Origin of the sequence: Methanohalophilus sp. WG1-DM (genome assembly GCF_004104135.1) — an archaeon.
In the GTDB taxonomy this organism is placed as follows: domain Archaea; phylum Halobacteriota; class Methanosarcinia; order Methanosarcinales; family Methanosarcinaceae; genus Methanohalophilus; species Methanohalophilus euhalobius.
Genome location: NZ_RRBA01000006.1, coordinates 70,500 through 85,978 on the forward strand (window position 1 = coordinate 70,500; position 15,479 = coordinate 85,978).

14 protein-coding genes and 1 tRNA gene are annotated in these 15,479 nt (G+C 42.1%); 8 read left to right on the forward strand and 7 right to left on the reverse strand.

The features are described 5' to 3' along the window. Nucleotides 1-204: 204 nt before the first annotated feature. Together ccsA and CI957_RS05870 are read right to left on the reverse strand one after the other, a co-directional pair. The gene (gene ccsA / locus CI957_RS05865) at nucleotides 205-1,254 is read right to left on the reverse strand and encodes a cytochrome c biogenesis protein CcsA (RefSeq protein ID WP_096712225.1); all 1,050 of its coding nucleotides are present in this window, start codon (nucleotides 1,252-1,254) and stop codon (nucleotides 205-207) included. Next, nucleotides 1,251-2,180, reverse strand: a complete 930-nt coding sequence (locus tag CI957_RS05870) for a cytochrome c-type biogenesis CcmF C-terminal domain-containing protein (RefSeq protein ID WP_128754443.1) — start codon at nucleotides 2,178-2,180, stop codon at nucleotides 1,251-1,253. The genes ccsA and CI957_RS05870 overlap by 4 nt, the downstream gene beginning before the upstream one ends. Before the next feature lie 237 nt (nucleotides 2,181-2,417). On the opposite strand from CI957_RS05870, the gene CI957_RS05875 reads away from it, so the two are divergent. From CI957_RS05875 to CI957_RS05895, 5 genes are all read left to right on the forward strand, one after another. Then, nucleotides 2,418-2,966 carry a CDP-2,3-bis-(O-geranylgeranyl)-sn-glycerol synthase gene (locus CI957_RS05875; protein WP_277749686.1) on the forward strand — a complete coding sequence of 183 codons (549 nt, stop codon included), beginning with the start codon at nucleotides 2,418-2,420 and terminating at the stop codon, nucleotides 2,964-2,966. Between the two features lie 18 nt (nucleotides 2,967-2,984). Then, on the forward strand, nucleotides 2,985-3,527 hold the full coding sequence (gene pyrE, locus CI957_RS05880; RefSeq protein WP_096712222.1) for an orotate phosphoribosyltransferase: 543 nt from the start codon (nucleotides 2,985-2,987) through the stop codon (nucleotides 3,525-3,527). 139 nt (nucleotides 3,528-3,666) lie between these two features. Then, nucleotides 3,667-4,980, forward strand: a complete 1,314-nt coding sequence (gene purD, locus CI957_RS05885) for a phosphoribosylamine--glycine ligase (RefSeq protein ID WP_128754444.1) — start codon at nucleotides 3,667-3,669, stop codon at nucleotides 4,978-4,980. Between the two features lies 1 nt (nucleotide 4,981). Beyond that, entirely contained in the window at nucleotides 4,982-5,890 is a 909-nt protein-coding gene (gene argF, locus CI957_RS05890; protein ID WP_096712220.1) for an ornithine carbamoyltransferase, read from the forward strand. A gap of 301 nt (nucleotides 5,891-6,191) precedes the next feature. Next, nucleotides 6,192-6,276, forward strand: a tRNA-Leu gene (locus CI957_RS05895). Nucleotides 6,277-6,333: 57 nt separating this feature from the next. Here the strand turns inward: CI957_RS05895 and CI957_RS05900 are convergent. From CI957_RS05900 to CI957_RS05920, 5 genes are all read right to left on the reverse strand, one after another. Further along, entirely contained in the window at nucleotides 6,334-7,335 is a 1,002-nt protein-coding gene (locus CI957_RS05900) for a hypothetical protein (protein WP_128754445.1), read from the reverse strand. 185 nt (nucleotides 7,336-7,520) lie between these two features. Beyond that, nucleotides 7,521-7,922: a secondary thiamine-phosphate synthase enzyme YjbQ gene (locus tag CI957_RS05905; RefSeq protein WP_105460665.1), complete on the reverse strand. Its 402-nt coding sequence runs from the start codon at nucleotides 7,920-7,922 to the stop codon at nucleotides 7,521-7,523. 20 nt (nucleotides 7,923-7,942) lie between these two features. Then, a complete protein-coding gene (locus tag CI957_RS05910) occupies nucleotides 7,943-8,551 on the reverse strand; it encodes a hypothetical protein (protein ID WP_128754446.1) in 609 nt (202 codons plus the stop codon). A 78-nt stretch (nucleotides 8,552-8,629) separates the two neighbouring features. Continuing rightward, complete coding sequence (locus CI957_RS05915; protein WP_128754447.1) at nucleotides 8,630-8,899, reverse strand: ferritin family protein; 270 nt, start codon at nucleotides 8,897-8,899, stop codon at nucleotides 8,630-8,632. A 121-nt stretch (nucleotides 8,900-9,020) separates the two neighbouring features. Then, nucleotides 9,021-12,065: an FAD-binding and (Fe-S)-binding domain-containing protein gene (locus tag CI957_RS05920; RefSeq protein ID WP_128754448.1), complete on the reverse strand. Its 3,045-nt coding sequence runs from the start codon at nucleotides 12,063-12,065 to the stop codon at nucleotides 9,021-9,023. 314 nt (nucleotides 12,066-12,379) lie between these two features. On the opposite strand from CI957_RS05920, the gene CI957_RS05925 reads away from it, so the two are divergent. Genes CI957_RS05925 through CI957_RS05935 form a run of 3 tightly spaced genes read left to right on the forward strand, consistent with a single transcriptional unit; the run spans nucleotide 12,380 to nucleotide 15,347 of the window. Then, the gene (locus tag CI957_RS05925; RefSeq protein ID WP_164909043.1) at nucleotides 12,380-13,504 is read left to right on the forward strand and encodes an ABC transporter substrate-binding protein; all 1,125 of its coding nucleotides are present in this window, start codon (nucleotides 12,380-12,382) and stop codon (nucleotides 13,502-13,504) included. A gap of 17 nt (nucleotides 13,505-13,521) precedes the next feature. After that, the gene (locus tag CI957_RS05930; RefSeq protein WP_128754450.1) at nucleotides 13,522-14,595 is read left to right on the forward strand and encodes an iron ABC transporter permease; all 1,074 of its coding nucleotides are present in this window, start codon (nucleotides 13,522-13,524) and stop codon (nucleotides 14,593-14,595) included. Continuing rightward, nucleotides 14,595-15,347, forward strand: coding sequence for an ABC transporter ATP-binding protein (locus tag CI957_RS05935; protein WP_128754451.1), 753 nt, complete (start codon nucleotides 14,595-14,597; stop codon nucleotides 15,345-15,347). The genes CI957_RS05930 and CI957_RS05935 overlap by 1 nt, the downstream gene beginning before the upstream one ends. Nucleotides 15,348-15,479 lie beyond the last annotated feature (132 nt).

Sequence of the window (15,479 nt, forward strand, 5' to 3'; positions counted from 1 at the left end):
AACAACAAGCAAAAAGACGCCTTGTTTACAATAATCAGGAATTGTGATAGGCTACAGCAACATGTCAAAGCTCTTCTCTATGCCAGTGAGGACTGCAGTCAGAACGTAACATACAATTTTGAAGATGTGTGTATAAAGTCCCTTCTCGACAAGGTCCTGATACCTTGGCTTTTGCCCACTATAAATAAAAAGCAAAGAACAGTTTCAATCCTGTTCTTCAAAATACCTTTTTGCAAGTAGCGATGTTCCCGCAAGAGTAACTCCTGCCAGGAATATACCTATTAAGAGGCTTTCTGCATTGAAATCCTGCCAGGAATGGACAGAAGCCCACATACCACTTCTCGTAACAAAAGTTGCAAAAATTACAAGTATAAATGAGAAAATAGCCATTGCTGGCGCCAAGAACCTGAACTGTCCCTGTCTGCCGTATATTGTATGCAGATAAGCTGTCGCGGTTATCCAGGGAATCAGCGAAGAGGTCTCAACCGGATCCCAGCTCCAGTACCATGCACCCCAGCCAAGAACCTCATAGGCCCAGAAACCACCCAGACCTATCCCTGCAGTCAGGAATAACCAGGAAATCCGCATCCAGTTATTGGCGATTTTGCGCCAGCTGCTGTCATTAAGGAGCAGACCCGCAATAGCAGATGTAAAAGGAATAGTAAAAGCTGCATAACCCAAAAAAAGGATGGGAGGATGGATAGCCATCCAGGGATTGCGAAGCAGCGGATTCATGCCCTGTCCATCTGTTAGGTGATAGGGATGGATAAACGGATTCCAGTTGCTTACCATAATGGAGCCGGCTTTTGAGTAATATACTGCAAACGGATTGTCAAGTACAAGCAGCATGAGGAATACCGAAAGAATACCCAGGGACAGTATCCTTGTGACCGTGAATACGTTTCCTGTAGAAAAGCGGGAGGCATACCTGAGGACCAAAAGCATAACCGAAATGGCCCAGGCCCACAACAAAAGTGAACCTTCCTGACCTGCCCAGAAAGCTGAAAGACGATAGTACGTGGAAAGATCAAGACTGGAATGAGTATAAACATACTCAAAGAACGCGGCAACATCATAAAGATAGTACATCAGCATGACAGAGGCAACTGTGACCAAAACAGCACAGGTAATTTCAAGTCTTGATGAAAGTATCCGGTACTTCTCATCTTCCCTGCGAAAACCCAGGTATGAATAGACCATAGCAAGCAAACCAAAAAGAAATGCCAACCATATAATAATCATACCAAAATTCATGTGACCACCTCATTTTCACTGTCTGGCAACACTGTACTTCCAAGAAGCAGTATGAACATACCCCCAAGCATTATGTAAATACCAGCCCAGAGAAAACTGATAAATGGAACTACCCGCACATACAGGTCAACTTCCCCTGATTTTTCATCGAGGGCCTTGGGGGCAATAAAAACCTCTTCCATGATTCCGCGGTCAATATATGTAGAAGTATAGGTCTGCCTCCATTTTATATCGGTTATATACCTAACTGTACCCCTGTCGAACTCATTCCCGTTTTTGGAAATTACAAGTCCAACATTCGTTGCATAAGATGAACCGGGATAATTGTCATAGGGAGTACCTTCAAAATTTGAAGCCATGCCCATCACACTTACAGAATAAGGGATTCCCTCAAATGATGTTTCCTCACCAATGCTAACTACAGCTGAATCTTCTACTTTCATTGCTGAACTGAAAATAGTACCGAATATCACCAGCAAAATCCCAATATGGATTACATGGGCACCTATTCCTTTGAGACGGGATTTGCCAGTGCGTTTTCTCATAACATGAACTAACCTGTACAGGGATGCAGCAAAAACCGCAAGCATGGGGATTATAGAAATGTCTACAAGCATATTCCCGGCAGGAGACAAAACTGCCATAAGTGCAGAAAATAAAATTATACTTCCAAGGAGGACACCAATATACCTGCCGGAAATATAGGTGACAAGCAGGCAGGCACATAGCAGGATTACAAGTAAACCGGCAATAGGACCTGTCCTGTTATTGAAATATGTTGCATCCATACCTATTTGCATATCACTAAATAGCTGAACCACAAGGGGTGTCAGCATTCCAATAGTTATCAAAGCTGCGAGTATCCCGAATGTTGTAACAGTTGCAAAAATCAGATTTTTTCTGGAAATGAGGTTTTGAGAGTTCATCTATACAAACCTGTCCTGTAAGAATTATATTAGCAAAAGGAAAGTTTTTCAGGTATAAAGGGATTTGCCTAGTTTAGTTCACGCTGTTAATTGTTTGAACTGATAGTGATTCCCTCAAAGGAATCATGTTCAGGGAATTGTTCAAATTCCACCGGTAATACAGGAAAAAACGGCAAACCCTTATATAAAAACGAAAGTAATTGAAGTCAAAAGGGGCTGATCAAGACGCTTGATACAATTATCCTCGCTGTGTGGTTAATGGTACCTGCCTACCTTCCGAGTCCTTTTGCAGCTCTTTTGGGAGGAGGAAGACCCATTGATGGCAAAAGGACCATGGTGGACGGAAGAAGAATACTTGGTGACGGAAAAACAATACGGGGATTTGTCGCAGGAAGTTTAATTGGAATCGTTGCGGGGATCCTACAAACGTGGATTGCCTTTACCCAAATCGAATTTATGGGGATTAGATTACCACCATTTGGGTTTACAATTCCGGATGTACTCATTACTATTGCTGCTCTTTCGATTGGTTCTCTTCTTGGTGATATGGCAATGAGTTTTGTTAAAAGAAGAATTAACCTGAAAAGAGGAGCTCCTTTGCCGGTTGCAGATCAGCTTGATTTTGTAGCAGGTGCGTGGATATTGACCTACCTGGTATCCCCACAGTGGTTTGTTGCAAATTTCACCCTGAATATCATTATAGTGTTACTGATACTAACACCCCTTTTACACATAGGTACCAATATAATAGGTTACATACTTGGAATCAAGAAAGAACCCTGGTAACCTCAGGAGATCTATGCCATGCAGGAAAACAATGAGAAAAATGAACTCATAGAGGCTCTCAAGAAATGTGAAGCCGTCAAGTTCGGCCAGTTTACCCTTGCCTCGGGAAAAACCAGCAAATATTACGTTGATATAAAAAAGGCAATTTCAGATCCTGTAACCCTCAAAAAAATCTCTGACGTTGCCTCGGATAGGATTGACCTTTCTAAAACAACCCGTATTGGAGGAGTGGCCCTTGGAGGAGTTCCTCTTGCAACGGCTGTCTCCCTGAAAACAGAGATTCCCCTTTTACTCGTACGCAAGGATGCAAAGGCCTATGGAACCAGGGGAAGATTTGTAGGTGATCTGGAAAAAGGAGATAAAGTCATACTGATAGAAGACGTTACCACAAGTGGCGGATCTGTTCTTGAAGCGATCAATCTTCTCAGGGACTTCGGTGCCAGTGTCGATGAAGTGATTACCGTTGTTGACAGGGAAGAAGGAGCAGAAGCAAATTTGTGGAATGAAAATGTGACATTGAATCCGCTTGTGAAAGCATCCGATCTGCTCAAAGAAGAATAAGCAGCAAAAGCGGAAAGTATTTATCTAATTATCCGGAATGCTCTATTCTAATAATAATTGTTTACAACACAAATTTGCATAATATAAATGAATAATTAGCAACGTGTTTTATAGGATTTTTAATCAGAGAGGTCTACAGATGAATGTTTTGCTTATCGGTGGAGGCGGCAGGGAACATGCCATTGCTGAAGCCATCTCCAGAAGTAAGAGAGAGCCGCAACTGTATGCAATAATGAGCAAAAAAAATCCCGGTATAGCAAAGCTTTGCAGGGATTTCTTACTTGAAAAAGAAACAAATGTGGAAAAAGTGGTTGAATATGCCACTTCGCAAAAAATAGACATTGCATTCATAGGTCCGGAAGCACCTCTTGCAGCCGGCCTTGTAGATGCTCTTGAAAAAGTTAAAATACCTTCCGTGGGTCCGAAAAAGGATGTTGCCCAGATTGAATTCGATAAATCATGGGCGAGAACTTTCATGAAGGAAGAAAATATCGAGGGATGTCCTGCTTTTAAAGTCTTCAATGATGAAAATGGATTGAAAGAATATATCGAGGAACTTGGGGATGTCGCCATAAAACCCGCCGGGCTTACCGGAGGAAAAGGCGTCAAGGTTATAGGTGATCAACTGCCGGATACTACAGATGCCTATGAATATGCACTTGGCATCCTCGAAAAAGATAGTGTGATTGTTGAGGAGAAACTGAAAGGAGAGGAATTCACCCTGCAGGCATTTGTGGATGGAAGCACTCTTGCCTTTACTCCCTGCGTACAGGACCATAAGAGAGCTTTCGAAAATGACCTTGGACCAAACACCGGCGGGATGGGAGCCTATTCCGACACCGATGTAATCCTGCCTTTCATGATGGTAGATGATCTGGAAAAGGCCAAAGCCATAATGCAAAAGACCGTAGAAAAACTCTGTGAGGTTACAGGAATTCCATATCAGGGCATCCTTTACGGCCAGTTCATTCTTACCAGTAAAGGACCAAAGGTTATAGAATTCAATGCGCGTTTCGGAGACCCCGAAGCTATGAACATAATGCCTCTGCTTGAGACCGATATACTTGATGTCATGGAAGCTATTGTGGAAGGGCGGCTGGAAGATCTCGATGTGGTGTTCAGCAAGAAGGCAACTGTGTGTAAGTACGTTGTCCCTGCAGGGTATCCGGATAACCCGGATTCAGATAAAGAAATAGTTTTCGGGGATATGGGCGATGCAATTTTGTTCTATTCCAGCGTAGATGAAAAGGATGGGAAAATCTATACCAGCACATCTCGCGCCGCAGCCGTTGTCGGTATCGCTGATTCCATAAGCAAGGCTGAAAGAATAGCACAGGATGCACTTGAGAATATCATCGGCGATTTGCATTCACGCCGGGATATCGGTACCCGGGCTCTTGTACGAAAGAAAGTCACACATATGAATAAAATAAGAGAGCAAAAACAGAGCTGATATAATGAAACATGTCCTGTCAATGACGGACCTTTCCAAAGAAGATATACTGGATATATTGGAGACTGGAGAGGATCTTAAAGAAAAGAGAATTAAGGGCAAGGTCACTGATCTACTGAAAAACAAAAGCCTTGCGATGATCTTTGAAAAATCATCTACCAGAACCCGGGTTTCCTTTGAGGTGGCCATGAGTGATATGGGCGGCCATTCCCTGTATCTTAACCAGAGGGACATGCAGATAGGAAGAGGAGAAACGGTTGCAGACACCGCAAAGGTCCTTTCCGGGTATGTAGCAGCTATTACTGCCAGGGTGAACAGCCACTCAACCGTGGAAGAACTCGCAGAACATGCTACTGTGCCTGTGATCAATGCCCTCTCCGATAAGGAACACCCCTGCCAGATCCTAGCAGACCTGTTGACAATCAAGGAGTACAAAAGCACACTGGAAGGCCGGAAACTTACCTGGGTAGGCGATGGCAACAATGTGTGCAATTCAATGATACTGGGTTGTGCCATGGTAGGAATGGAGATTGCTGTGGCCTGTCCTGATGGTTATGAACCGGACGATGATATCGTAAGTATGGCACGTGAAATGGGGGGTAAGGTTGAGATCCTCAGGGATCCGATAGAGGCTTCTACTGATGCTGACGTTCTCTATACCGATGTCTGGATATCCATGGGAGACGAAGGGGAAAGGGATAAAAGGCTGAGTGACCTGGCGGATTACCAGATTAACAGTAATTTGCTTGATGTCGCAAAGAATGATGTGATCGTCATGCATTGCCTACCGGCCCACAGGGGAGAGGAGATATCGGCCGAAGTTATGGACGGTACCCATTCCGTAGTTTTCGATCAGGCAGAAAACCGGTTGCATGCACAGAAAGCCCTGATATTGAAACTTATCGGATGAGAAGTAACTCATCCGTTTGTTCCTTTTTCATTTTAGTGATCCTTTATATTTTTTAATGCCATGCTCAGAGTCACCCCTCGTTGGAAAAACCAGGCAAAAGAGGCTATATAGAAGCCATGCGTTCTGTTGATAGGGGAGAAATGCAAATTCTAACCCTTGCCGGGGGTTAAAACTTCCGGCTTACAACCTCCAAAAACAGACTCCTATATTTAGATGTCAGGGTGAAATATCCCTGACTACTATTCATCCAAGACCAAAACCCTTAAGAATCAAAAGCCCTATCTATAGCCAGAAATCGTGTGCGAGGGTTGCCCAGCCAGGCCAAAGGCGATAGGTTCAGGGCCTATTCTCGTAGGAGTTCGAGGGTTCGAATCCCTTCCCTCGCATCACAATCTTTTTTGCTGTGTTATAGTTGCTGCTGAAAAACAGCACTCCCATAAAAATCAACTGTTGTTTATTTCAATAATTTCAACGTTGTTCCAAGAAGTCATTTTTTGAACTCCATTGTCATTTAATACTATTATGTGTTTATCAAAAACATTTTCAATTTTACCAGTAAGTTCTCCCGAAGGGGTTTTGATATAAATATGGGGGTAACCCTTTGAATAAAATTGAATTATTTTATTTTTCCCTTCATTTAAAAACACAAAAAAGTCTTTGATTAAAATTAGTGAGAAGATTATGCATAATACCAGGATGACAAGATATAAAACAGATACAATAATCCAATTATTCAGTATAGGCCTATAGATGTCATAATTTGAATAAATATCAACGTAAATCAAATATTGGATACTTGATATCATGCCAACTAAAATTGGAAGTAATGTTATAAAAAATGTAGATTTTTTCGTTAATTGCATTTTATTATCAAGCCTAGGCCTCAATTTTCTAGCCAAGTTATATATTTTATATTTCCAAATCTGATATTTCTTGTTGAGTCGTTTTCTTTTAATATCGTTTGGTTTGATTAACATTTTAGTAGGAATATTTATTATATAATCTAGTATCTTTGCCCCAACAATTAAAGGTAACGTTGTAATATTTAATAAAGTATAAATAATAAACACCATTGCTTGTTCATTATTTATATTAAATTTGAAATTTATGAGTAATTCATCTAAATTATAAAATTGGTAAAAAGCTGGTATAAATACAAATACAGCCAGAACGATAAAAAAGTATAAAATCCCACCTAACATCCCTAGTGAGATAGTTGATACTAGAAAATACTTATGTTCATTTAATGCATTAATCTTTAAAGAGGTATATTTTACACAGCGATTTTCTTTTATAATTTCAAAATACTTGTTTTTTTCGTGCTTATCTATTTTTTTAATCGATACATATGTCTGGTTTCCAATAAATGTGATAATTAAAAAGATGGCAAGTTTTCCAATTCCTATTAAAAATTCATTATCTTCAAACATATTTTGGAGTGCCATTTATCTTCCTCAATATATTGGAATATGTTTGCTTCTATAATATAGTATTTTACATTCGTCATAGTAATCTTCTCACAGCAGGAGTATTTAAATTAAGATTTCCATTTTCTCTTATTCTCTTTTTCCACCATAATAGACCACCTATACATAATTAGAACTGATTAAAGATAGTAGAGGCTGAGAACTCATCCCCTAAAATCAGATGATGATACCACTATATCTACATTCCTCTTGCGTGGCCCATCCAGTTCCACAAAAAAGATACTCTGCCATGTACCAAGTTCAATGTTTCCTTTCCTCACAGGCATCGTTTCGCTGTTTCCCAGGAGAACTGCTCTTAAGTGGGCATCTGCATTGTTATCTACACGATCATGATAGTAGTCTGCATTTGAAGGAACCAGTTTTTCCAGCAATTCCATAATATCAGAAACCAGGCCCGACTCGTGTTCATTGACAATTATCGCACACGTTGTGTGGGAAGTACTAATCGTACACATTCCTTCATCGATATTACTGCTTCTCACTACACCGGACACTTTATCGGTAATATCCACGATTTCAACACGCTTGCTGGTGGACAATTGCATACAATCCCTCCATTATCAAATCACAAATCATCACTGAATGCTTTTTCGACTACTCCTGCTGCTATATTTTCAGCAAGATGGCGTCTATAGTAGGGATAGGTTACAAGACCCTTTGTAGTATCATTAAAGGTGAGTTGCCCATGTCGCAATAGCTGATAACCATCCATAGAAGAAAAGACAACCGGCTTATCATAATCATCAATCAGCATATCCAGGTATTCCATGTTGCCTGTGCGGGAATAAACAAATTCCACATCCATAGTTGCAGTTGAGTAAAACGGATTGTAGAAAATATCTGGTTTATTAACAACAACAGCAAGTGCAGTACTGTCATAAATAACCGGTTGCATTGAAACTGTTTCCACTTCAAATCCTTTTTCTTCAAGAAGGTCTGCAATCTCATCTTCAAGAATTACAGAAAATCCATTCTTGCCATTTAAATCAAGGTAAACAACACCTGTCGGAGCCGGATCGGATGAATCGGGCTGGGAGAATGAATAGCCACTTATCTTTTGATCGACTCCTGTATTTGAAGTGGAAGCGCTTGCATCCACAAATGCCAGAAATAGCGCAAATATTACAAAAACGACAAATGAAACTATCAGAATACGATTATTTTTTAGGTTCATAATTGATCACAAGGCCCCTACCCACCTCTCACATCAAAATAAACAGCCGCAAATATATAAATTTCATCTGACAAAGTATCATTTACGGGCGAGGGAATAATCTGCCATTATTTCCAGATATTCCTGATCATATTCAAGAAGTACAGATTGGAACATTGCAATATGAAGTTTTTCTTCCCGGGCAATATCCAGAAGCACTGCACGTAGATCATCATCATTTGTCAGGCCAGCCATCTGTTCATAGATATTGACCGCATCGAATTCTGCGATTATAGCTGCCCTTAATACCTCTTTATCTATATCTTCTGAATCTAGTTCTTCAAGTATTGCAGGAATTTCCGATAACAACTTTCAACCCCCATGAAAGAGAAGTGTTCATTTTATAAATAATACAAGGAAACACAGGAAACAGCAAAATGGAAGCAGGAAAATGAAAAAATGACACCCCCTTATAGGGGTGTATCAAATCTTAGTTCTGCTTGATGTATTCTATCATCCGGGGTGTCAAAAGCGGTGCAATCTGTGGGAGCATGTTGGGCATCAGATTCTCCATCGCTTTTGGCATCAGGTCCGGGAGCTGTTCTTCCATGTAATCGGGCATCTGGACATGACGGGTAACTGCTTCAAGCATATCCGGCATGACCTTCGGCATCAGGGAAGGCAGAAGCATCGGCATCATTTTGGGCATCATCGGTGCCATTAGTTTATCCATACCCGGTACATACTTGACCGTTTTCATCATTCCCCTCATATACGAAGGCATGGCCTCCATCATCTGTGGCATCAATTCCATCATCAGATTGGTCATGTTCTCAGGTTTCATAAGATAGATCATCTGCTCAAAGGCAGCCCAACCCACCAGAGCATCATTTGTAGTATCAGCAATATCATACCCCATACTACGGGCCACGGTTGCACCCAGGTCCTGCACATCCACAGGGATATTGCTCTTCTGTGCAGACACACGCAGCTGCACCTGACAACATGGGCAGGCGGCAAGCATAATATCCGCACCCACGGCTTCGGCTTCTTTCAGCCGCACACCACCAATTATATTGGCAACGTCAGGCTCGCTCACCAGGGTCAATACTGAACCACAGCAGTGTCCGTTTTCCCTGTTGTGCTCCATCTCACGGAAGTCAACACCGGGAATGGCTTTTGCAAGCTTTCTGGGTGGCTCATAGATACCTCCGGCACGCCCCATGTGACAGGCATCATGGATAGTAACGGTCTTTTCAAGTGGAACCTTGAGTTTGGGTTCAAGTACATCCATCCTTTCAGCAAGTACTTCGGAATAGTGCTTGACTTCAAAATCATAATCAATTCCCAGTTTTTCGGCCCACTGGCGGTAATAGGTATGCCACACGAACCAGCATGCTGGACAGGAAGTAATTACAGTTTTTACACCTTTTTTCTTCATATTGCCCACATTCATTTTCATGATGTTTTCGAAAACATCCCACTTCCCGGCTGCAAGCATCGGAATACCACAGCAGGATTCTTCCTTGCCCAGAATAGTATAATCAATTCCGGCATCAGAAAGCATGCGAGCAGAAGCTTCTGCGATATCTTTTTCCACAAAAGAAGCCGTACAGCCAGCAAAATAGGCATAATCTGCCTTTTCCTTGATTTTGGGTTTGAGGTCCTCAGGAACCCACTCATCCCTGCCCTGACGGTATTCCGCCCAGATATTGCGTTCCTTGTTCAGACTCTGAGCCATGATCTCAAATGGCGGGAAGGTCATCTTACCACGCTGCTGCACAAGATTTTCCCTCAGGCGCAACCATGAATTCTCAATGGGAAGATCCAGCTGGCACCGTACATCACACAATTCACAGGTAGTACATGCAAGGAAAGTATCTGTCTGTTCCTGATTAATCTCATCCCTTCCGGCCAGGTATTCCTTGATAAAGAACCATTTACCCCTGGGGGATTGAGATTCCCATCCACGCCCGTAATACTGATCACATTCGTTTACACAATAGCCGCACTGTGCACAGGTATAAGCGTGGGAAATTATGTCACCAGGAATGTTTTTCTGATCTTTGAAATCAGTCTTATCCACTCCTGACATGTTACCCACAAAGCGCATCAGAGGTTCCATTTTACCTGCCATTGAAATAGCAGAAGTGAATAATCCCCTGCCGGTAAATGTCTCAGGATTCATGATATCTGAGGGGTCAAGCTCCTTTTTGATATCCATCAATTGTTTGAGCATCTCACCGTAAACTTTTTCAGCCTGACCCGCAAAATAGAGACCCGAAGCATACATCCTGCCTCCGTTATCTTCAGCGATCCTGATGATACTGAGAGCCAGGGTGAATGCCATATTGAACTTGAAAGACCTCTCCGAATGAGGAATGAAACAGAGGAGTACGACTTCGCCATCCCGCGAAACCGTCCCTTCGATCAATACAGGCAGCGAAATTTTTTCGTTAATCTCATTGATTACCGTACTGACCTTGTCCTGTGGCACTACTACCTCTGCCGGAATAAAAGAAGGTCCAAGCCTTTTGACTTTCATCGTCCGGAACCATTCACCAGTTTCATGTTTTGAAATTTGCTCAGGAAGGATGGAACCACCGGCTTCTTTGATGGCATCTTCAAGACCACCCACATCCCTGTTATCCGGATAGAAAAAATTACAGATATAAGCTTCAGGTAAATCGACATCATCCAGCACAATGGGTTCACCATGGTGCAATTTTTGAGGAGCACGATTTTTCATGTCAGCAAAACCCGGATTAATAAATGATATGGACCAGAGCGCAATGTTGCGCTCATCAATCAACTGCAGAGCCTTTTGTAGAGCATCAGGATTCTCAAAACTTGCAGAAAATGCTTTTGTTTGTCTGTGTGGTCGTATCTTGAGGGTGACCTGTGTAATAATACCAAGCACACCCAAATTGCCTGCAATCTTTTGCAGATCATTTCCTTCGAACTCACGCACCTTACCCTCGGGAGTTACCAGTCGTGCGGAAAGCATTGTTTCCTGTGACCAGCCGTACTCATAACTTCCATAACCCAGACCGTTCTGCCCAAGCCAGCCGCCAACGGTTGCTGCCGGTGCACTTGAAGGCAGGGCACAGACAGAAAGATCAACATGATTCAGTTTGGATTCCAGTTTTTCCCAGACGATTCCCGCCCCGACTGTTGCTGTCAGTTTTTCCCTATCAATATCATAAATCTGGTTTAACCTGCCGACATCAGCAATGATTCCTCCCTTTGTAGGAATCACACCCCCATAACCGGATGTAGCTCCAGCCCTGGGAACTACAGGTACTGAATAGCGGGAAGCAAAATCCATCAAATTGACAACATCATCCTCATCCCTGAGTTTAACAATCGCAGCAGGTTTTGCTTTTCCAAGGAGTCTCTTTGCCATGGAAGGCAAAGCTCCTACATCATGGTTATAGAAATGACGTTCCCTGCGACTTAAATTGACCCTTTCCCCGAAAAGATCGGAAAGTTCCTTTTTCTGCTGTTCTGAAAACTCAAAGATTTGTTGTGACATAAATACCCTCCATTGATAATTATGAACTATATACTATATAAAGTAAACATGGTATATAATGGTTGTGGGTACACCATACAAAACCTGTGTTTCGTTTCTTGTTCTGTAGCATTAAAAAATACAAAAAATACTCATGAATAATACGCAACAAATATTTATAGAATTAACTGCTACGAAAATGAATAATAATAGCACTTAATATGAGATTATGAACAATTATTAATTACTACAAATTTGAAGATGATTGTATGCATAGAACAAAAATATTACTCACACTGGCAATATTAGGAATTATTCTAGTATCCTGTGGATGCATGGATTCTTCTGAACCACAAAATAAAGGAAATGAAGGGAATAATGAAACGCTCACCATAACAGATTCTTATGGAAGACAAGTAGTGATAAACGATAACATCGAGCATACTATTTGTGTGGGACCGGGCGCATTACGATACCTGTGTTATCTTGGAGAACAGGACACAGTTGTCGGAGTGGAGGACATTGAACAATGGGAGGAATCCATCGATTCTCCTGAAAGACCATACAGGATCGCAAACCCCCAGTTCGCAGATTCTGAAAAATATCCCTATATTGGCGCTTTCAGGGGTAAGTATGATGCAGAATCCATTCTGACTCTTAACCCGGCTCCTGATGTTATATTCTATACATATTCCAGTGCTGAGGATGCGGATAAATTATCTTCTGATGTCGGAATACCGGTAGTTGGCCTGAATTATGGCAATACCGGGGATGAAAACATGAAACAATCCCTCCAGATCATGGGCCATGTAATGGACAGGGAACAAAGAGCCAACGAAGTAATAACTTTCTTTGAAGAAGAAATTGCAGAACTCAATGAGAGAACTAAGGATAAAGAAACTCCCACTGCATATATAGCAGGAATTAGTTACCGAGGCTCACACGGTATTCTTTCCACACAGCCGGATTATCCCCCTTTTGAATATGTTAATGTCAACAATGTTGCTTCCGGCGTTTCAAAAACCGGAGATTGGGAAGGCTATCAGGTAGGAGATGATGCCCTTTTTAATTGGGATTCCAATCCGGGTATCGATTACATTTTCGTTGATCTGGGTACCTATGAATTTTCGGAGAATGGGAATACCCATACAAATGAAAAGTACGGCATTAGTTCTTTTGCAACCGGCGGGGTTTATTCTGAACTGGAGGCGGCGAAAAATGATAAAATTTATGGAGTCATGCCTTACAACTGGTACACAACAAACCATGGAAATGTACTTGCAGATGCATGGTATGTAGGAAAAGTTGTCTATCCTTCAGAATTCCAGGACGTAAATCCACAGGAAAAAGCAAATGAGATATATTCATTCCTCTATGCCGAATCGTCTGTAAATGAGGATATCTACGAAACTATGACCGACAATTTCGGCCATGAGTTTGGACAGATTTCATTTGAATAATACTATCAGGGGATTACATGGAATATTACTGCAAAAAATATGAGGATGAAGTGGGGACACTTCCTGAAAAGTACAGAAGTTACATTGGCAGGAAGGTCTCCTTTATTCTCATTTCAATATTGTTGACCGGAGGAATATTCCTGTATTCCCTTTCAGTAGGGAATGCCGACCTTACAATCTTTGAAATAACCCGAACGATACTTGGAATGCCAACTGAATTAACACATTCCAAATCAATTATCTGGAATCTGAGAATACCCCGTGCTATTGCTGCAATAATTGCAGGTGTCGCCCTTTCGATATCAGGGGTCGTCTTACAATCCATTCTGCGCAATCCTCTCGGATCACCCTACACACTGGGAATCTCCCATGCAGCCGCTTTTGGAGCCACTCTTTCAATCCTGGCAGGTACACGCAACTGGCTGCCGATGCTCGATTTGCCTTACATGACAACGCTTTCCGCTTTTGCATTTTCCCTGATATCAACTTTAACGATTCTGGCCATTGCAAAATACAAAAATGCAACCCCGGAAGTGCTCATACTTGTTGGAGTGGCATTGAGTTCGTTGCTTACGGCTGCAACAATGCTGTTACAGTTTTTTGCAGATGACTCAGAACTACCGGAAATAGTGTTCTGGACCTTCGGAGATCTTGGAAGAGCTTACTGGGAAAGTATCTACATAATGGGATTTATCACACTGCTAGCTTCAGCCTATTTCTTCTATAATCGCTGGAACTATAATGCGATTGATGCAGGAGATGAGGTCGCCAGGGGACTGGGAGTGAATGTTGACAGAGTGCGCCTGACAGGAATGCTGGTGGCATCACTGGCAACTGCAGCAGCTGTGTCTTTTCTTGGAATAATAGGATTTGTCGGGCTGGTGTGCCCGCATATCGCCCGCCGGTTTGTAGGAGATGACCAGCGCTTCCTGATACCTTCTGCCTGTATTGTAGGCGCGGTTCTTCTGCTTGCTTCTGACGTTGCAGCACGCCTGATAATTGCACCCTATGTACTCCCTGTAGGAATAATTACTGCATTCATGGGGGCACCTTTGTTCCTGTATCTGCTTATCCGGGGGTATAGCCACTAATGCTAAAAATAAGAGAACTTCAGTTTGACTATAAAAAAAGAGAAGTACTCAAGGAAATTGAATTTGACCTCAACCCCGGAGAAGTACTGACAATTCTGGGACCTAATGGTGTAGGGAAAACCACATTGCTTCGCTGTATCAACACAATTCTTACTCCAAAATCCGGAAGTATAATTGTAGAAGGGGAAAATGTTCTGGAACTTCCCCGAATAGAAATCGCAAAAATGCTCGGCTATGTTCCCCAGAATACAGAACCCAGTCGTCTGACAGCATTTGATGCGATATTACTGGGGAGGAAACCTCACATCGAATGGGGTATGAAAGAAAAAGACATGAAAATTACCCGTCAGGTAATATCGGACATGGGGATGGAAGAGCTTGCATTGCGCTACATTGATGAGATGAGCGGCGGTGAATTGCAAAAAGTAAGCCTTGCCCGTGCATTGGTGCAACAGCCCCGAATACTCCTGCTGGATGAACCCACAAGCAGCCTGGACCTGAAAAACCAGCTGGGTATCCTGAATACTGTTGTAGAGGTTGCCAGGAAAGAACACGTTTCAGCAGTAATAACCATGCATGATATTAATCTGGCAATTCGATATTCCGATCGTTATGTCCTTATTAAAGATGGGGAAGTGTTTGCACACGGCAAGGAAGAAGTAATCACACCTGAAAATATCGAAGCTGTTTATGGGGTAAAAGTGACCATTGGTGAGGTGAGCGGCTATAAGATGGTAGTTCCTGTGGAGTGATAGGAAGCGGCTATTATTCATAAAGAATATCATGGGTACGCCTGTACTGCTAACCCAAACATAATTATAATTAAAAGCAATCTGTAGTTCCATTAAAACCAATCATCTGAAATTATAGTCACAAAAGGAGAA